Raw genomic sequence first — 17,552 nt, 5'->3', positions numbered from 1 at the left:
CGAGCGCCACGACACCGGCCCATACGAGCCCCACAACGCCCCCCACCACTCATCGGCATATCCCACGCTCACGCCAAAGTGATCATTTCGGCTACCACCGCCCCCACAGTGACCGACTCGCTTATTTGAGGGCTAGTTCCAGACCGGTTTTGGTGTTCCCTGACGAGTCCGTTCGCGTCGAAGATGAGGAACCGTTCGAACGAGCCCGCGAACCAGCGGTCGTCCAAACCGGCGTCGCCAAGCAGTCCGTGTTTGCGGTAAGCGTTGCGAGGAAAAAGCCCCCCGGGTCGAAGCCACTGCGCGACGCGTGCGAAGCCGCGGTGCTCCCGGATGCAATGAAGGGTATCCAGCGCCTGTCGAAGGGCGCCGACGTCGGTGGTGTGCCACGGCGGACCCGGGGCTGATCGGGCTGCGCGCCAGCCCGATCAACGGTTGCAGCGATTGCATCCAAGGCAACCCGGCGGCATCACCGCCCGGTCACGGATGCGGCCAGATACCGGAGGTGCCGCGGCGGTGGCTGTCGACGAGGTGTGTGTCGACCATTCCGATCGCCTCCATCAGAGCGAACATCGTCGTCGGGCCGACGAACGAGAAACCCTTGCACCGCAGTGCTTTTGATAGCGCCACGGATTCAGATGACGTGGTGGGGATCTCCGCGATCGTCCGCGGGCGCGGTGTGGTGTCCGGTTTGAACGACCAGACGAACGCTTCCAGACCATTCTCGGCGCGCAGCTCGATGGTCGCGCGGGCGTTGATGATGGCTGCGCGGATCTTGGCTTTGTTGCGTACGATTCCCGAGTTGTTGAGCAGGCGCGCGACATCTTCCTCGGTGTAGGCCGCGACGGGCTCCGGGTCGAAGCGGTCGAACGCTTCGCGGAAGGCGGGGCGTTTGCGCAGGATCGTCGCCCAGGAGAGCCCGGCCTGGAACCCCTCCAAGCTGATCCGCTCGAAAAGCGCCTGCTCGCCGTGCACGGGCATGCCCCATTCGGTGTCGTAGTACTCGCGCAGCAGGGGGTCGCGGGCCGCCCACGGCGGACGCGCCAGCCCGTCCTCGCCGATCACGACCCCGGAGTCGGTCGTGGTGTCTGCCGCTGCGGGACTCAATGTCTCGTTCTCCTCGGGTTCTCGTGGTGTGCGACCGGAACCTGACCGCACGTGCTTTTCGGTTATACCAGCAGAAAATGCTCAATTGGTCGAATCGGTGCGGTGCAGGAGGATGGTGCGGACCGCTTCCCAGGTGCCGCCGTCACGGGTTGCGCCACGCAGCCCGTCGAAGGTCCCCAATCCGCCGAGCGCGATCAGGTCCTCGGTGGCGAGGGTGGCGGTGCTAATCGTGCGTGCCGGGTCCAGTTGGTGGAGTGCACGAGCCGCCGCTCCATCTGCACCAGCCGGAAACCTGTCCGGTCACCACCCACGCGTCCGGGTCCTGCGCCGCGAAGCCTCGTGCCTGTCGCAGCCACGACGCGGTCCGCTCGGGCCAGTCGACGACGTCGAGCACATGCCCGCCCCGCAGCGCCCTGGCCCGGGCGATGGCGTCGGCGGCGTCGCGGGACGGGGCGTCGCGGGACGAGCCGATCGCGATCGAAGCCGATCGCGGACGCAGCTCGGGCAACCGTTTCGTAGCGCAGCAGGATGGGCGTGGGGCGGGCCTGGCCGGGTCGGTGACAGATGTCCAGCCACTCGTCGAGCGTGTCCAGCCATTCCGCTACCCGGCCGAGCTTTGCCGTACCAGTCCCGGGCGATCGGCAGCAGGCGTGGGTACAGGGCCTGCCGCAGCCTCTCCACCGATTCCGGGAATGGCGGGCGAAGTAGTGGTAATCGCCGTTGTCGCCGAATCGGTGGCGGCGCAGGTTGATCGTGGCGCGGAAGTGTTCTGGCTCGTCCCACAGGGCCGCGACGCGCTCGCACTCGGCGGCGGTCAGCAACTGTGGCAGTAGCGCGCAGCCGTAGTCGTTGACCTCCGCCGTGACCGTGTCCCAGTCCGCGTCGGCGACTCGTTTCGTGAACCGGTCCGCCTCGGGCATGCTCACTCATGCTGCCTCCAGGTTCAGCAGGGTTGCTTTGGCCTCCACACCGCCGACGTATTCGCCCGAAGTGCCGTCCGAGCGCACGACGCGGTGGCAGGGCACCACGACCGGCAGCGGGTTCGTCGCGCACGCGGTACCCGCCGCGCGCACCGCTTTCGGGCTTCCCGCGGCCGCGGCGACCTCGGCGTAGCTGGCGGTGCGGCCGTAGGCGATGTCGGGCAGGTGCGATAGCACGTTGAGCCGGAACCCGCGCGAGAGGCGCCAGTCCAGCGGCAGGTCGAAGGTGCGCCGCTGCCCAGAGAAGTACTGATCGATCTGCCGGGCGACCTCGTCCAACCGGTCCGGTGCCCGAAGAATTCGCGGGCTGATCGCCGCGGCCAGCGACTCGAGGACCGCGTCGTGCCCCTGGTGAGCGAAGGCGACCCGCACCAGTCCGCGTTCGGTCGCGGCCAGCAGCAGTTCGCCGACCGGGGTGTCCATCGTGCGGTAGGCGACGTCGAGCAGGCCTTCCCGCTGGGCGACGTTCACCAGCTCGATGTGCAGGCGCTTGCTGGCGTCGAAATCGATCGCCTGGAGTGCGTCGAACAGGCGCCTGTCGTCGTTTTCGTGGATCGTCATCGCCACGCTTCCTCTCCCACGCTCGTGGCATGCCTGTACGTCTTGCGCAGGGTCTTTATGCCGTCCGCCGCGGCCCGGCGGGCGGCATCGGTGCTGCCGCCAAGGATCGCGGCGATCTCGGAGTAGGGCAGGTCGGCCAGGTAGTGGTAGGCCACCGCCATGCGCTGCTTGGTCGGCAGCGCGCTCAGCGCCGCCCACAGGTCTCCGTCCCAGTCCTCCGGTCGGCCGGTAGTGCTGGGCCGCTCGGGCAGGCGCTCGACCACCACCGGTCGGCGTGCCGTCGCCCGGGTGGCGTCGACCGCCTTGCGGTGGGCGATCGTGACCAGCCAGGCCTCCACGTTCGCGTCCTCGGCGAGCTCCGGGAAGGCGCGCAGCGCGGCCAGGAACGTCTCGGACCAGGCGTCCTCGGCTTCGGCCGGTCCGAGCACGGCCCGGCACACCCGCAGCACCATCGGGCCGTACTCGTAAACGATCTGCTCGAACGGTTTCACTTTCACTCCCCGTAGACGGCCCGGCCCGGCCGAACGTGAGATGCGGATCCGGCCCACTGCGCGATCGTTACCCGCCCGAGTGGCACTTGCCGGTCGCACGCCGCGGCGGCCCGGCGGCTCGGCGTAGCACCCCGCGTGACGAGCCTCTCACCGACGCGGGAGGGCGGACCGGAATGGCGTGTTCACCACGGAAGTCACCGGATGCGCGGTGGCCCTCCGGCACGGTCCGCGCATCCCCTGGGCCCTTGCCAACGGCTTGCCAGTCGGTAGCCTCGGTTGTGCTGGTGGTTCGTCCACCCCGGATCGCGACGAGAGCCGCGGCCGCGGGCGGGCGAGGCAAGAGGGAATCCGGTGCGAATCCGGGACTGCCCCGCAGCGGTGAGTGGGAACGAACGCCGTCCCCGGTCCGAGACCGGGCACAGCACTGGGCACGCGTGCCTGGGAAGCGACGGTCAGTAGAAACACCGGCGTCGGCCGGGACGCGCCCGCGAGTCCGAAGACCTGCCACTGGTGCGCGCACCCGTTGGTGCGCGCGGTCCGGGGTCTCGCGGGAGGGCCTGGCCGACGATCGGTTCGCGCCGCGCGGCGTTGCCGGTTCGCCTGCGCCTTCCCAGACCTCGGGGCATTTGTCGTCGAGCTCGCGAGGAGAGGGCGTTGACCAGCAAGATCGGATCTACTGTACTCGGCTTTCCCAGGATCGGCCCCAACCGGGAACTCAAGCGCGCGTTGGAGCGCTACTGGTCGTCCCGCATCGACGAGGCGGAACTGCGCGCGGTCGCGCGGGAACTGCGCGTCGACGCGTGGCGCGCGCTGCGGGACGCGGGCCTGGATTCTGTGCCGGGCAACACGTTCTCGTTCTACGACCAGGTGTTGGACACTGCGGTTACCTTCGGCGCGGTCCCGCCGCGCTTCGCCGGGCTCGGGTTGGGGCCGCTGGACACCTACTTCGCGATGGCGCGCGGGGTGGAATCCGCGCCGCCGCTGGAGATGACGAAGTGGTTCGACACCAACTACCACTACCTGGTCCCCGAGATCGGTCCGGACACGCGGTTCTCGCTGGTCGAACGCACGCCGGTGGAGCAGTACCGGGAGGCCGCGGCGGAGGGCGTGACCACCCGACCGGTGCTGGTCGGCCCGCTCACCTTCCTGCTGCTGGCCAAACCCGCCGACGGAGCCCCCGAGTTGTTCCGGCCGATGGATCAGCTCAACGGGCTGCTCGATGCTTACGCGGAACTGCTGGGCGAACTGCGCCGGGCCGGTGTGGAGTGGGTGCAGCTGGACGAGCCAGCGTTCGCCGCGGATCGCACTCCGGACGAGCTAGATGCGCTGAGCGCCGCGTACCAGCGGCTCGGTGAACTGGAGGAGCGCCCGAACCTGCTGGTCGCAGCCTACTTCGGTGATCTCGGCGAGGCTCTGGGCGTGCTGGCGTCCAGCCCGGTCGAGGCGCTCGCCGTCGATCTCGTCGCCGGGAGGTCCACAGTGGATTCGCTGTCGACGGTTCGAGGCCTGAGCGGCAAAACCCTGGTCGCCGGGCTCGTCGACGGGCGCAACATCTGGCGCACGGACCTGGACAAGGCGCTTGCAACCGCAGCCACGCTGCTCGGCTCGGCGGACGAGGTAGCGGTCAGCACGTCGTGCTCCTTGCTCCACGTTCCGTACGACGTTGCGGCGGAAGCCGACATCGATCCGCAGGTGAAGTCCTGGTTGGCTTTCGCCGCGCAGAAGGTTCGCGAGGTGGTCGTCCTCGGCCGTGCGCTCAGCGAGGGCCGCGACGCGGTGGCCGATGAGCTGGCCGAGGCACGAGCCGCGATAGCCGACCGCGCCAGCGCGGACCGGGTCCGCAACCACCGCGTCCAGGCGCGGCTGCAGGCTTTGCGGCCGGAGTACTCGCAGCGCAGCGAATACGAGGTGAGGCGCGCCGCACAGCAGAAGTCCTTGCGCCTGCCCGCATTGCCGACCACGACGATCGGTTCGTTCCCGCAGACCTCGGACGTCCGCAAGGCACGCGCCGCGTTGCGCTCCGGCCGCATCGACCAGGCGACCTACCGGCAGCGGATGCGGGACGAGATCGGGCGCGTCATCCGGCTGCAGGAGGAGATCGGTTTCGACGTCCTGGTGCACGGCGAACCCGAGCGTAATGACATGGTTCAGTACTTCGCCGAGAACCTGGACGGCTTCGCCAGCACCGACAACGGCTGGGTGCAGTCGTACGGATCGCGGTGCGTGCGGCCGCCGATCCTGTTCGGCGACGTTGCCCGCCCGAAACCGATCACGGTCGAGTGGACCAGCTACGCCCAGCGGTTGACCGAGAAACCGGTCAAGGGCATGCTAACCGGCCCGGTGACGATCCTGGCGTGGTCGTTCGTCCGTGACGACCAGCCGCTTGCGGACACCGCGAAGCAGGTCGCGCTGGCCATCCGGGACGAGGTGAACGACCTGGAAGCGGCCGGCATCCGGGTCGTCCAGGTCGACGAACCCGCCTTGCGTGAACTGTTGCCGCTGCGTTCGGCGCAGCACGCGGACTACCTGGACTGGGCGGTGACGTCGTTCCGGCTGGCCACCTGCGGCGTCGCCGAGTCCACCCAGATTCACACCCACCTGTGCTACTCGGAGTTCGGCGATGTGATCAACGCGATTGTTGCGCTGGAGGCCGACGTCACCAGCATCGAGGCCGCCCGCTCGCGGATGGAGGTGCTCGACGACCTCAACGCGGCCGGCTTCAGTCGAGGTGTCGGGCCCGGCGTTTACGACATCCACTCGCCGCGCGTGCCCGAGACCGCCGAGGTCGTGGACCTGTTGCGGGCCGCGCTCGCGGCCGTTCCGGCGGAGCGGTTGTGGGTCAACCCAGACTGCGGGCTGAAGACCCGCGGCTACGCCGAAGTCGAGGCGGCGCTGAAGCACATGGTCGAGGCCGTCTCCGAGCTGCGCTGACGCCGGACTCGCGGGCGGCGCAGAAGGCGCCGCCCGCGAACCGGGCCGATGTGCCGGGAATTTTCCGACGTCCGCCAGCTTGATCCGGTGGGAACCAGATCGAGTCGAGGGGCGTGCCGATGTCGAACGAGAGCACGTTGCAGGGCACCGTTGCGGCCGGATTCGATTCCGTGCGGGGGGAATTCGCCGCTCTCGGCGGCCGAGGGCGGCGACTTCCCGGGCAACTGGTCTCCTACGGCGCGGGCGAACGCGTCGTGGCGCTGTGGGGCCCGGATATCACCGGCGAGTTGCTGACCGGCGTGTTCTCGTCCACCAAGGGCGCCGCATAACCTGGCCGTTTTGTTGGGCCCGCGATGCCGGTTTCGTAGCGCAGGCCCACTGCGTTCGAATGGAGCTGGACGAGGTCGGAGTAGGCGGCTGGACTGGACCCGGTGGGGCGTGCATGGCCAGCGAGGAGATGCGGCCGGACTCGCCGTCCACGATCGGCACCGGTGGAAAGACTGCCGAATCGACGCAGAGGTGAACCTTGAACTTCAAGTGAATCGGAGTGCAATGATCGGTGAAGGTGGACGTCCGCGTGCGTCCGAACGGGACTGCGGTCAGGTGTTCACGCGGCGGATGGGAAGTGGTCGTCGTGTCGGACCAGTGCCGCGTAGCGGCCGTCGGCAGACAGCAGTTCGTCGTGCGTGCCGCGCTCCACGATCTGTCCGCCGTCGAGCACCACGATCTGGTCCGCCTGGCGCACGGTCGACAACCGGTGCGCGATCGTGATCGTGGTCCGGCCCGAGGACAGCTCGTCGAGAGCTTGCTGCACCGCGCGTTCTGTCTGGGTGTCCAAGGCGCTGGTGGCCTCGTCGAGGATCAGGATCGGCGGGTCGCGCAGGATCGTGCGGGCGATCGCGAGCCGCTGCTTCTCCCCGCCGGAGAACCGGTATCCGCGCTCACCGACCAAGGTGTCGTAGCCGTCCGGCAGCGCTGCGATGGGGTCGTGGATCTGCGCCGCCTTCGCTGCGGCGACCAGTTGTTCGTCGGTCGCGTCGGGCTTGGCGAAGCGCAGGTTCTCGGCCACCGAGGCGTGCAGCAGGTATGGCTCCTGGGAGACGATGCCGACCGCGGCAGCGAGCGTGTCGAAGCCGAGCTCGCGCACGTCGACACCGTCGATGCGCACCTGTCCGTCGGTGACGTCGTAGAGGCGCGGCACCAGGTAGCTGAGCGTTGTTTTTCCGGACCCGGTTTCACCGACGACGGCGAGGCTGGTGCCGGCCGCCACGGTCACGTCGATTCCGGTGAGGGTTCCGTCGGGGCTCTCGGGCGAGTAGGCGAACGACGCGTCCACGAACCGCACTTCGCCCTCGATCCGCGACAGCCGCACCGGTCGTTCCGGTTCGTCGATGTCGATCGGCAGGTCGAGGTATTCGAAGATGCGGCCGAACAGCGCCAGCGAGCTCTGCACGTCCACACCGGTGGACAGCAGCGACAGCGTCGGCCGGAACAGGGCCTGCTGCAAGGTTACGAAGGCGACCAGCGTGCCCAAGGTGATCAGCGGGACGCCGAAGGTGGTGGTGACGCCGGCCGCCCAGTAGATCAGCGCGGGGAGCGCTGTCATCACGATCTGGATGCTCGACATCCGCCACCGGCCCGCCATGCTGGAACTGACTTCGATGCGGGCCAGCTCGGCCGACTCGGCGGCGAAAGCATCGGTGAGCGATCGCGCTCGGCCCGTCGTGCGACCCAGCAAGATTCCGCTGACGGAAAGGGATTCCTGCACGCCGGCGGACATCGATGCGAGTTGGCGCTGCCGCTTCGCGGTGATCCTCTTGCGTTCCCGGCCGATCCGGCGGCTGACCCACACGAACACCGGCAGCAGGGCCACCGACGCGATCGTCAGCCGCCAGTCCAGCGCGACCATCGCGATCAAGGTGGCCATCACGGTGGTGAGGTTGGAGACCAGCGAGGTGGCGGTGGACGTGACGGTGGCCTGCATGCCGCCGATGTCGTTGGCGATGCGGGATTGGATCTCGCCGGTTCGGGTGCGGGTGAAAAACGCCAGCGACATGCGTTGCAGCCGGGCGTATACCGCGGAACGCAGTCCGTGCATCACGCTCTGCCCGATCTTGGTGGACAGGTACGTCTGCGCGACGTTGAACACGCTGGTCGCGATGGTTACGCCGATCATTGCGAGCACCAGTGCGGTCAGCAGGCGGAGCCGTTGCTGCGGGATGGCGACGTCGAGGACCTCGCGCAGCAGGAACGGCGACGCGACGGAGACCAGGGACGACGCGGCGACCAGCAGCGCGACGACCAGCAGCATGCCTCGGTGCGGGTGGAAGAGGTGGCCGATGCGGCGGAGCTGGGCGGGCGGGGGAGTGGTTTTCTCGGGCGCGGACATAGGCGGCTCCAGTGGTGAGCAGATTCAGAGGCGACTTCATATTTACCATAGTTCACTATTACTGTCACTCTGTTAAACTGGCCGGGTGGATGCCGGTGGTGAAGAAGAACGTCTCGGCGGGCTGTTCCTGCGGCTCGCCAAGGCCGCGCATGTCCTGCAGCGGCGCGGTGCCGGGGATCTCGGGCTGACCCCGGCGCAGGCGCGTGCGCTGTCCGTCCTCGGCAGGTGCGAGACGCCACCGCGCATGGCGGAGCTGGCGGAACTGCTGCACGTGGTGCCGCGAGCGGTGACGCCGATCGTCGACGCCCTCGAGGACACGGGCCTGCTGCGGCGCGAGGTCGATCCCGGCAATCGCCGCTCCACCCTGCTGGAGCTGACCGGGCAAGGCCGCAAGATGTGCAAGCGGCTGGCCGACATCCGAGCCCGCGCGGCGGCGCAGCTGTTCGCCCCGCTCACCGCCCAACAACGGCAAACCCTGCTGGAACTGCTGGAAAAGGTCGACCCGGCGATGACGGGCTGACCGACCGCGTCAAGTTGTCGTCGTAGGCGATGGCGACGGTGTTGTTGACCGCGTTGTAGGCCCACACGCGGTTGTCGCCCTTGGTCCCTCTGCCGCGGTCGCCCGGAACGGATCGCCGTTGGCAGCGGTCGTGCTCATCCCGGTCGGCCTGTCCTTCGCCGGTCGCAACGGGTTGGGCCCGGTGGTGATGAGGCTTGCGATGGCAACCGGCGGTTCCGCCGGGTCGTTCGCGCCGATCAGCCTCTTCGGCATCATCACGACCAGCATCGCCGGGCGCAGCGGGATCGACGTGAACGTCGTCGCGGTCGACCTCGCCCTGGGCGTTGTCCTCTCGCTGTGCTACGCCGAGAGACCGCGCAGGCGGCCAAGGAGATCGACTGGTCCACGGTCCTGCTCATGGGCGGCATCGCCACTACGTTGGTGTCCTGGAGAGCAGGGGCCGGTGCGGATGGTAGCCCAGACCGGCGCCGTCATCCCGATCCCGGTGCTCGGCGGGCTGATCTCGGCCTTCGGTTTTACCACTTCGCTGCTGGCGATCATCATCCCGCTCGCGCTGCCCAGGTGGCGGCCGGTGGAGTGTCCGCGGCCGGGGTGATCTGCGCGTTGGCGCTGTCGTCGTCAGTTGTTGACCTAAACCCGAGGCCACCATCGGTGCCACCGTGTCGCCTCCAGGCCAGAGCGGATCTGCCCGGCGATGCGGAGTTCTTCTTCCGCTGGGGATTGCCGATGGTCCTGGTCGGATCCGTCGCCACCTGCGCCCTCCTGGTCCTGCCCGGCGTGCTGGCCTGACGTCCCGGGAAGACCCGAGGCCGAAGCGGTTACGCCTCCTCGGGTTCGGTCGCGAGGAGTTCCTGGAGTTCCTGGAGTGCTCGGGTGAGGTTCGCGGCGAAGGCGAACATCTCATCGGCGACCGGCCGCGGGGTGCTCAGGTAGATGTTGAAGCGGTCCGGGAGCAGCACGTAGGCGATGCCGATGCACTGGCTGCTGGTCGAGCCGAAACCGAAGTACTGGATGTTCGTCGACGGCGCCGAGCTGGTGCTCAGGTAGTCGTCGCGCATCTTGAGCCAGCCCGGCGTTTCATACAGGTCCAGGGGCTCGGTGGCCCCCAGTTCCGCGCCGCGTCGCCGCTGGATCAGCTGCAGCTCCCACAGGTGCTGCTCGGGCGCTTGCCCCAGTTGACATTCCTTCGCCCGCACGACGTGCTTTTGCGCAGCCGCGCGGAAAGCCGCACGGCGGGTCTGAGCGTCGGCGTTCGGGGCCTCCATGGCTGCCACGAACCGCAGCACCTCGGGCGTGACGACGCGCATGGCTTCGGTGCGTCCGTTCTGGAACTGGCGGGTGGCGATGGATTCGTAGGTGGCACCGGTCAGGCCCCTGGACCGCTTGTGGGCGAGTTGATAGGCCAGCTGCACGAACGCATCCGGTGACATGCCGAGTTGTTTGGCGCGGTTCGCCCCGAAGTCTTCGAACGACAGGATGGTGGTGGCGGTGTTGTCGGTATATTCCGCGAACGCGGTGGCAGCGGCTTGGACATCGGCGCGCTGGTCGGCGTCGAGCGCGAACTCGATCGGCTCCACGGCCGGCAAGCCCTGCGACGCGCGTCCTTCCACTGCAACGTGCTGGAGCAGCGTGTCGACGAAGTTGAGGATCGTGGTCCCGTCCAGGCCGCAGTGCTCGACGTTGATACCGGCGGTGCCATCGGCGAACACGATCAGCGAGACCGCCTTGTCGAACCACCGGTTGCCGCTGTCGCCGTGCAGCAGTTGGTCGCATGCTTGCAGGGTGCTCTCTGGCAAGAGATCCTCGAGGCACAGGCAGAACAGCGCGATCTCGATCGTGTCGAGCGCCACCGCGTTGCCGGGGTTGGCCAGCAGCGCTTCCCGGCTGGCGGCCCATTCGGCTCGGGCCTTGGTGGTGAAGTGGCCGACGGAGGCGTCCGTCGCGGCCCGCGCCGCCCCGGCCTTCATGACCATGCGCAGGCCGGCCGCGAGGTCGTCCGGCGTGTGCGGCCGCCCGTCCTGGTCCAGCACGTCCATCCGGAACAGGTTGCCGCGGTAGAACACCGCGATGTGGCGGGCCGGGGACGGACCGGGCCATTCCGCGGAGTAGGGCGTGCGCACCGTATCCTGTACCGCCCTGGGGATTCGGGTGGTCGAGAACAGGAACTTCTGCTGCTCCATCGAGTGTAGCTGTCCACGTTGGACGATCGGGGGAATGCGCTCCTCGTCGAGCAGCTGCTTGTAGGCCACCGCCGCGGCGACGAGGGCGGCCGCCCGCTCCACCTGCTGCAGCGGCGATTCCTTGAACAGGAAGAAGAAATTCGCGTTCAACGCGATCCGGTCGCGGCGGCCCAGGTACCGGTACGGCCAGAACGCGTCGAGCCAGCTGCGCACATCCGGCTCGGCGTCGTATTCCGCAAGCGCTGCGTGCAGGGCCCGGGCCGGGCTGTCGGGGCGCAGGAACGCGGCCACCGCCGCTTCGGTCACCGCCAGCTCGTCCGCGTCCAGCAGCGGCGCGCACCACTCTATGAACCGTTCGCAGCTGTCCTCCAGGGTCGGCAACGGCACGCGGGGCAGCCGGCCCTCGTTCTCGAAGGTGCAGGTCGCTTCACTGCTGTTCAATTTCATCCTCGACTTCGCTGGGGCGCTCGTTGTTCTCGCGGCTTTGAGATGTGGAGCTGGGCGTAGAGCCAGCCGTCGGCTTCCAGACCGCGCGGGTCCACGCCGGCGGTCGCGAGCGTGTCCAGGACCAACGACTGCTCCTGTGCGGAGGCGAACCGGCGCTGCTTGAACACGCCGACGATCGGCACGGTTTCGTACCCCGAGTCTGCCAGCCGTCGCGCCATCGGGTCGAACGGGAACATCCGAAGCACGAAGTGCGCCATCCACGGACCATCGCTCGCGTCGGCAATCCTTCCGAGGGTCCGTTCGCCGACGTAGCCGATGCAACCGGTTGAGATGACCAGGTCGACTCCGGCGAGCTGATCGCGTTGCGCGGCGGTGGGTTCGTCGTTCTCCAGGTCGGCGTGCATCCCGTCATCTAGGAATCCCGCTGCCAGTGCGTATGAAAGGGCCGTCGCGGAGCTGTCGAGCCCGACGAACCGGGTGCGCATCAGCTGGCCGCGTGAGCGGACCCAGCCCCGGTCGCGGGCTAGCAGCCGGTCGCGGTCCGCTTCGCGGGCAACGGAACTGCCGTAGTGCTCGTAGAGTTCGTCGATGGTCGCGTCGCAGCGCAGCAGGGCGGCGTTGACACCGTAGGAGCAGCCGATGTCCAAGACGGTAGGCACTTCGATCCCGGTTTCCTCGCGGTATTCCTGGATCAGCTCCAGGAAATGGGGCTTGGCCAGTTGAGGGATGCAGTAGTCGAGTTCGCGCAGGGTGGCGAAGTAGGCGCGCGGATCGGGTCGGGTGTAGATCTGTTCGAGCGAAACCTTGCCAGTGGCATCGAACTGCACGTGGGTGCTCCTCTTGACTCGACCGGTCATTTAGTCAGTCCAGCAGCTGGTCGCCCCGCACGGCGCGGCCCTCGGCGGCGAGGTGTGCGGGCAGGACCCGGCCGAAGATCTGCTTGGTCCGCGCGACGCTGCCGATCATGCCGGGGCGCTCGCTGTAAGCGAAGATGGCGGTGCGCCGGTCCTCGCGGCCCTGCACGGTCGTCACGCGGTGCAGTGAGAAACGGCCCTTGAACAGCTGGAGATCGCCGGGGCGCAGCTTCAACCGCCGGGTCAGGTGCTCGCCGCGCCCGACTAGCACCGCCCGGACGTCGGTGAAGTTCTCCGTCCGCGCCGAGCGGATGTTCGGGCAGTACTCGAAGATCCCGCCGGCCTCCGGTTCCTGAGTGAGCAGGCTGACCGCGAACTCGTTGGTGTCGAAGTGCCACGGGTGGTCCATGCCGGGCCGCACCACGTTCAGGCAGAGTCCGGCCAGCGGGTCGGCGAGCTCGTGGATGGCGGGCAGTTCGATGCAGTCGGCGATGAACCGCTTGAACAGCGGACTGGTGTAGAGCCGGTGGATGATCGAGTTCACCGGGATGTTGTCGCGGGCCACGAACGCGTTGCCACGCGCCATGGTGGTGCGAGCAGGGTGATCTGTCGGCAGGTCGGTTTTCGTGTCGATGTTGTAGGCGTTGACGACTTCGACGTCGTAATGCGCCAACGGGGCGATTTCCGCGCCTTCCCGCCGCAGCTCGTCCTGCCGGGATGGGCGGATGAAGTTAGCCAGTACGCTGCAGCCTTCGTCGTGCAGGTCGCGCCGGGCCCGGGCTATGGCGTCCCGCCAGGCGGCGCTCGTCGGATCCGCCAGCGGGTAGCGCGCCGTGTCAACCACCTGCTCCACCAGTTGAGCTTCCGATGCGCTCATGAAGTTCCTCCCCACGTGCAAAGCTCGTCACCGCCGGATTCGGGCGATCGCCGTTGATCACGCCAGCACTTACGGGTCAACGACCGGTGAGTGTGCCGGTTACTACGCGAAATGGCGGCGGGAGCAGTGATGGTGACCATATTGCGCACGCCGCGTGACCGTAGCAGTGGCGTTCCGTGTTCGGCGCCATCGGAGGTCGCCTGATCGTGCAGAACTCGGCGGGAGCCGCGAGGATCTGGGTAACCGATGAGGAAAGGCGGAACCGGCATGGACGAGGAGACCCGCCACCGGCTGGCCGAGGTGCGTTCGCTGGCCGAGGAGCTGCACCCCGAACAGATCGAGGCCGAGATCGGCCGCGCGCGGGTCGAGGCGTACCAGGAGGGCATGCGGTTCGCCGCCGACTACGTCGAGCGCGGACCGCGGCAAAGCGAGCGCGCGGACATCCCGCTGCCCCGGAACTGAGTGCTCCACAGTGGATTGTTGAGGGTCAGGGCACGGGCCGGACCGCGGGCAGGATCACTTGGTCCACGATGTCCGCGATGTCCTGCGCGGACAGCGACAGGCCCTGCAGCAGGCAGGTGTGGATGATGACGGCCGGTCCGGCTTGGATCACGAACGGGGTTGCCGCACCAGGACGGATTTCGCCCCGGTGGGCGGCCCGCTCGAAGATGGTGTGCATCGTCCGGGTCCGCGGCGCGATCACCTGCTCCCGGGCCGCGGCCTGCAGGTCCGGTGAACCCTTGAGGTCGCCGAGGATCGAGCCGACGACCTGGCCGACCGGCCCGGACAGCGTTTCGTTGATCCGGTTGAGCGCGGCGATCAGCTCCTCGCGGAGGTCGCCGGACTCCGGGACGACCGCCGCGTCGGGCAGCAGCCGGTGCACCGCAGCGGCGACCAGCTCCTCCACCGAGCTCCACCGCCGGTACAGCGATGACTTCGCGGTGCGAGCGCGGTTTGCGACGCCCTCCATGGTCAGCCCGCCGTAGCCGACAGCGGAGAGCTCGGCGAACACGGCGTCGTAGATCGCGGCCTCCAGGGCTTGGCCGCGCCGCCGCTGGCGGGTCTCGGGTGCTGATGTCACGAGGTGCATCCTACGTCCGCTATAAGAAACGATTGAGTTTCTTATAGAGTGGATATAGCCTTGTTTAGGCTACTAACACGTCTCTTGGAGAGGTCAATCATGACCGATGTAGATCTGTGGAGCCAGGACTTCCGAGCGGACCCGTACTCGGCGTATGCGGTCCTGCGAGCGGATTCACCGGTGCACCGGTTGACCGGGCCGATGGGCTTCGAGGCCTGGCTCGTCACCCGTTACGAGGACGCGCGCGCCGCGCTGGCCGACCCGCGGCTGGCCAAGGACATGGCGCACGCCCCGGAGTGGATGCGGGACCAGGGCATCGTCAGCGCTGAGGGGGAGGGGCCGATCGGCATCAACATGCTCAGCACCGACCCGCCGGACCACGCGCGGCTGCGCAAGCTCGTCACCAAGGCGTTCACCCGCCGCCGTATCGAGGGCCTGCGGCCGCGAGTCCAGGAGATCACCGACCAGCTCCTGGACGCCATGCCGACCGATGGGCGGGCTGTAGACCTGCTGTCCGCGCTGGCGTTCCCGCTGCCCCTCACCGTGATCTGCGAACTCCTGGGCGTCCCCGTCGAGGACCGCGACGACTTCCGGGCCTGGACCCGGGAGTTGGTCTCGGCGCCGCTGTCCGACGAAGGCCCCGCGATCCGCGAAAAGGCCAAAGCGGCCCGGGAGGGCTACCTTGTCGACCTGATCGCGAACACCCGGGCGCGCATCGACCCAGCCGTCGACGTCGACGACCAGCCGAACCTGGTGAGCGCGTTGATCGTCGCAGCAGACGAGCACGACCGGCTCTCCGAGCGGGAACTGATCGGCACGATCCAACTGCTGCTGATCGCAGGCCACGAAACGACGGTCAACCTGATCGGCAACGGCGTGCTCGCCCTGCTGGCGCACCCGGGCCAGCTGGAGCTGCTGCGTTTGAAGCCGGAACTGCTGGCCCCCGCAGTCGAGGAGATGCTGCGTTTCGACGGGCCCGTCGAACGCGCGACGGCACGGTTCGCCGTCGAGGACGTCGAGATCGGCGGGGTGACCATCCCAGCGGGCAGCGTCGTGTCCGTGGTGCTCGGATCGGCCGACCACGACTCGGTGCACGCCCAGGACGGCGGCCGCTTCGACATCACCCGTACCGACGGCGGCCACCTGGCCTTCGGTCACGGCATCCACTACTGCCTGGGCGCATCCCTGGCCCGCCTCGAAGGCCAGGTGGCGATCGGCGCCCTGCTGGCCCGCTTCCCGAACCTCTCCCTGGCGGCCGCACCCGAAGACCTCCGGTGGCGGCCCGGCGGCCCGGCCAACATCCTCCGAGGCCTTGAATCCCTCCCTGCGCACCTGGCGGCTTGATGAGTGAAGGACGCCGTCTGCCGACGTAATCGGCGAGAGGTCCTCACCTCAGCTCTGTGGCACAAGCCGGTCCACACCGGCAGGTTCCGCGGCGGCATGTACGGCAACCCGGATGGGCGTCCGCTCTACGAGCTCGCCGACCGCTACGGCGTCGACCTCGTCCCAAACGGCCACGACCACACCTACCAGCGGTTCGCTTTCCCAGGACGTCGACGGCAACGCCAAGTTGGACCTCGCTGCCTCGACCGGTTGACTTGCTCTACGACGAGACCGAAACCGCGTCGGTGTTGTCCCAGCGGAACATCACCCCACCGCCAGGCGGAACTACCAGCAGGTTGCGCTGGTCCGGGGGTCGCGCTCGACCATAAATCCCCGGCAAGATCGTCGACCACCATGTTGTGCAGGCCATAAGGGAACTGGCCCGTTTGCGCAGGTCAGCGGGTGGGGCCGGTGCGCCTCAGGGCGTCTTCTCCACCGATCCCCGCCACAGACATGGCTGCGCAGCCACGGATCGCGGGCAGAGTGATACCCGGATGTCTGGAATGAGTAGCGAGATATCTCGCTGGGTCAGGTGCAAGCGATCCATGCGAGTGCGGTTTCGTGCGTCAGCTGAAAGTCAGGCGAAGCCGTTGTGCTCAGCGCGCAAGCCCCCCGAGACGGCGCCTGGACCCGGAGTTCGAGCTGTACTTGCGACCCGCAGCTCCTACGAGCTCCTCCGGTTACGTCGGCTGGCTGTCCGTAGCCGTGGCGGCTGACGACATGCGATCTCGGTTGGCCTGGAGTAGGCAGTCCTCTTGGGGCAGCTGATGGACCACGTTCGCAGACTGCTCCATTCGAACCGAAACTACGGGGGTTCAGAAATGACACGTCAGATGAGCACCGAGATGCAGCAGTGCATCGACATGTGCAACAAATGCCATGACAAGTGCGAGCAGATGTTGTCCCGCTGCATGGAGATGCGCAGTGAGCAATCGATGCAGATGAGCATGATGTTGATGTCCTGCGCGGAAATGTGTCGCATGTGTGCGGACATGATGATGCGCTGTTCGAGCATGGCGAAGGCCGGTTCGGACATGGTGCAGATGTGCGTGCGGATGTGCGGAATGTGCGCCGACATGTGCGAGATGTCCGCCGACATGTGCAGGCAGATGGATGCCAAGGAGATGACGGAGCTGGCGGATCTGATGACGCAGTGCGCCGGCATGTGCCGTCAGGTGACGCCGCAAACGATGCAGCCTGCGTGACCGGGCAGGACCACGTCCACTGCCTAGTGCCTTCAGGGCGGAGGACGTGGTCCTTAACTCGCATGATTGCTCAGCACGTGATGGCTGCGGTGCAAACCCGCTTCACCGACGCTACGCAGTGGTGCCCAGGGCTGCGTCCGGGCTGCTCGGGTGGAGTATTCGACCGAGGAATGAGCGGGTCCGGGGAGTGCTGGAGATTGCCCATCGCCTTCTGCGATGGGCCGTCTTCGACGACGCCCCACGTCCATGAAGACCACGCGGTCCGCGATCTCGCGGGCGAAACCCATCTCGCGCGTGACGACCGGCATCGTCAGCCCGTCGTCGGCGAGGCCCCGCATGACGCTGAGCACGTCGCCCACGAGTTCCGGATCGAGCGCGCCGGAGGGCTCGTCGAAGAGCATCAGGTGATGGTGAAGTCGACTCCCCGCAGGACTTCCACGGGGCCGCGCGACTTGTGCAGGTCGCGGATCTCGATCGCGGCGGGATGTTGGTTTCGTCCTTGTACTCGTCGGCTGTGGCCATCGGGTCATGCCGTCACCGGGCCTTGGA

General features: G+C 67.8%; 18 protein-coding genes, 2 pseudogenes and 1 riboswitch. Of the genes and pseudogenes, 8 read left to right on the top strand and 12 right to left on the bottom strand.

What is annotated here, in order from left to right:
- Positions 1-477 precede the first annotated feature (477 nt).
- The 5 genes and pseudogenes from ACWDKQ_RS11815 to ACWDKQ_RS11795 all read right to left on the bottom strand — a co-directional run bounded on the left by ACWDKQ_RS11815 (position 478) and on the right by ACWDKQ_RS11795 (position 3,142).
- Positions 478-1,104 carry a DNA-3-methyladenine glycosylase I gene (locus ACWDKQ_RS11815; protein ID WP_450138723.1) on the bottom strand — a complete coding sequence of 209 codons (627 nt, stop codon included), beginning with the start codon at positions 1,102-1,104 and terminating at the stop codon, positions 478-480.
- Positions 1,105-1,327: 223 nt separating this feature from the next.
- Positions 1,328-1,612: a hypothetical protein gene (locus ACWDKQ_RS11810; RefSeq protein WP_450138725.1), complete on the bottom strand. Its 285-nt coding sequence runs from the start codon at positions 1,610-1,612 to the stop codon at positions 1,328-1,330.
- 1 nt (position 1,613) lies between these two features.
- Positions 1,614-2,024, bottom strand: a pseudogene (locus ACWDKQ_RS11805) (2OG-Fe(II) oxygenase); the annotation flags it as partial.
- A gap of 6 nt (positions 2,025-2,030) precedes the next feature.
- On the bottom strand, positions 2,031-2,645 hold the full coding sequence (locus ACWDKQ_RS11800) for a methylated-DNA--[protein]-cysteine S-methyltransferase (RefSeq protein ID WP_450138722.1): 615 nt from the start codon (positions 2,643-2,645) through the stop codon (positions 2,031-2,033).
- Positions 2,642-3,142: an RNA polymerase sigma factor gene (locus ACWDKQ_RS11795; protein WP_450138721.1), complete on the bottom strand. Its 501-nt coding sequence runs from the start codon at positions 3,140-3,142 to the stop codon at positions 2,642-2,644. The genes ACWDKQ_RS11800 and ACWDKQ_RS11795 overlap by 4 nt, the downstream gene beginning before the upstream one ends.
- A gap of 262 nt (positions 3,143-3,404) precedes the next feature.
- Positions 3,405-3,659, top strand: a riboswitch (cobalamin riboswitch).
- A gap of 131 nt (positions 3,660-3,790) precedes the next feature.
- On the opposite strand from ACWDKQ_RS11795, the gene metE reads away from it, so the two are divergent.
- Positions 3,791-6,067, top strand: a complete 2,277-nt coding sequence (gene metE / locus ACWDKQ_RS11790) for a 5-methyltetrahydropteroyltriglutamate--homocysteine S-methyltransferase (RefSeq protein ID WP_450138720.1) — start codon at positions 3,791-3,793, stop codon at positions 6,065-6,067.
- A gap of 119 nt (positions 6,068-6,186) precedes the next feature.
- On the top strand, positions 6,187-6,396 hold the full coding sequence (locus ACWDKQ_RS11785) for a hypothetical protein (protein WP_450138719.1): 210 nt from the start codon (positions 6,187-6,189) through the stop codon (positions 6,394-6,396).
- A 278-nt stretch (positions 6,397-6,674) separates the two neighbouring features.
- Here ACWDKQ_RS11785 and ACWDKQ_RS11780 read toward each other — a convergent pair whose 3' ends face one another.
- A complete protein-coding gene (locus ACWDKQ_RS11780; RefSeq protein ID WP_450138718.1) occupies positions 6,675-8,456 on the bottom strand; it encodes an ABC transporter ATP-binding protein in 1,782 nt (593 codons plus the stop codon).
- Between the two features lie 85 nt (positions 8,457-8,541).
- Between ACWDKQ_RS11780 and ACWDKQ_RS11775 the strand changes: the two genes are divergently transcribed.
- From ACWDKQ_RS11775 to ACWDKQ_RS11765, 3 genes are all read left to right on the top strand, one after another.
- The gene (locus ACWDKQ_RS11775) at positions 8,542-8,976 is read left to right on the top strand and encodes a MarR family winged helix-turn-helix transcriptional regulator (RefSeq protein ID WP_450138717.1); all 435 of its coding nucleotides are present in this window, start codon (positions 8,542-8,544) and stop codon (positions 8,974-8,976) included.
- A gap of 118 nt (positions 8,977-9,094) precedes the next feature.
- Positions 9,095-9,571 carry a hypothetical protein gene (locus tag ACWDKQ_RS11770; protein ID WP_450138716.1) on the top strand — a complete coding sequence of 159 codons (477 nt, stop codon included), beginning with the start codon at positions 9,095-9,097 and terminating at the stop codon, positions 9,569-9,571.
- A gap of 56 nt (positions 9,572-9,627) precedes the next feature.
- Entirely contained in the window at positions 9,628-9,765 is a 138-nt protein-coding gene (locus tag ACWDKQ_RS11765) for a hypothetical protein (RefSeq protein ID WP_450138715.1), read from the top strand.
- Positions 9,766-9,794: 29 nt separating this feature from the next.
- Here ACWDKQ_RS11765 and ACWDKQ_RS11760 read toward each other — a convergent pair whose 3' ends face one another.
- Genes ACWDKQ_RS11760 through ACWDKQ_RS11750 form a run of 3 tightly spaced genes read right to left on the bottom strand, consistent with a single transcriptional unit; the run spans position 9,795 to position 13,334 of the window.
- Complete coding sequence (locus ACWDKQ_RS11760; RefSeq protein ID WP_450138714.1) at positions 9,795-11,603, bottom strand: choline/carnitine O-acyltransferase; 1,809 nt, start codon at positions 11,601-11,603, stop codon at positions 9,795-9,797.
- Positions 11,600-12,430 carry a class I SAM-dependent methyltransferase gene (locus ACWDKQ_RS11755; RefSeq protein WP_450138713.1) on the bottom strand — a complete coding sequence of 277 codons (831 nt, stop codon included), beginning with the start codon at positions 12,428-12,430 and terminating at the stop codon, positions 11,600-11,602. The genes ACWDKQ_RS11760 and ACWDKQ_RS11755 overlap by 4 nt, the downstream gene beginning before the upstream one ends.
- Before the next feature lie 34 nt (positions 12,431-12,464).
- A complete protein-coding gene (locus ACWDKQ_RS11750; protein WP_450138712.1) occupies positions 12,465-13,334 on the bottom strand; it encodes a HalD/BesD family halogenase in 870 nt (289 codons plus the stop codon).
- Positions 13,335-13,580: 246 nt separating this feature from the next.
- Here ACWDKQ_RS11750 and ACWDKQ_RS11745 point away from each other — a divergent pair, with 246 nt between their 5' ends.
- Positions 13,581-13,796 (top strand): hypothetical protein, encoded by a 216-nt coding sequence (locus ACWDKQ_RS11745; RefSeq protein ID WP_450138711.1) that lies wholly within the window; start codon positions 13,581-13,583, stop codon positions 13,794-13,796.
- Between the two features lie 25 nt (positions 13,797-13,821).
- On the opposite strand, the gene ACWDKQ_RS11740 is transcribed toward ACWDKQ_RS11745, so the two are convergent.
- On the bottom strand, positions 13,822-14,415 hold the full coding sequence (locus ACWDKQ_RS11740; RefSeq protein ID WP_450138710.1) for a TetR/AcrR family transcriptional regulator: 594 nt from the start codon (positions 14,413-14,415) through the stop codon (positions 13,822-13,824).
- An 84-nt stretch (positions 14,416-14,499) separates the two neighbouring features.
- Here ACWDKQ_RS11740 and ACWDKQ_RS11735 point away from each other — a divergent pair, with 84 nt between their 5' ends.
- Positions 14,500-15,759 (top strand): cytochrome P450 family protein, encoded by a 1,260-nt coding sequence (locus ACWDKQ_RS11735; RefSeq protein WP_450138709.1) that lies wholly within the window; start codon positions 14,500-14,502, stop codon positions 15,757-15,759.
- Between the two features lie 48 nt (positions 15,760-15,807).
- Here the strand turns inward: ACWDKQ_RS11735 and ACWDKQ_RS11730 are convergent, their stop codons facing one another.
- Positions 15,808-15,984, bottom strand: coding sequence for a hypothetical protein (locus tag ACWDKQ_RS11730; RefSeq protein ID WP_450138708.1), 177 nt, complete (start codon positions 15,982-15,984; stop codon positions 15,808-15,810).
- A gap of 647 nt (positions 15,985-16,631) precedes the next feature.
- Between ACWDKQ_RS11730 and ACWDKQ_RS11725 the strand changes: the two genes are divergently transcribed.
- On the top strand, positions 16,632-17,003 hold the full coding sequence (locus ACWDKQ_RS11725; RefSeq protein WP_450138707.1) for a hypothetical protein: 372 nt from the start codon (positions 16,632-16,634) through the stop codon (positions 17,001-17,003).
- 111 nt (positions 17,004-17,114) lie between these two features.
- On the opposite strand, the pseudogene ACWDKQ_RS11720 reads toward ACWDKQ_RS11725, so the two are convergent.
- Positions 17,115-17,407, bottom strand: a pseudogene (locus tag ACWDKQ_RS11720) (hypothetical protein); the annotation flags it as partial.
- Positions 17,408-17,552: the final 145 nt, after the last annotated feature.

It is taken from the genome of Saccharopolyspora sp. NPDC000995 (genome assembly GCF_053599315.1).
This window is presented reverse-complemented; position numbering and strand designations above follow the sequence as displayed.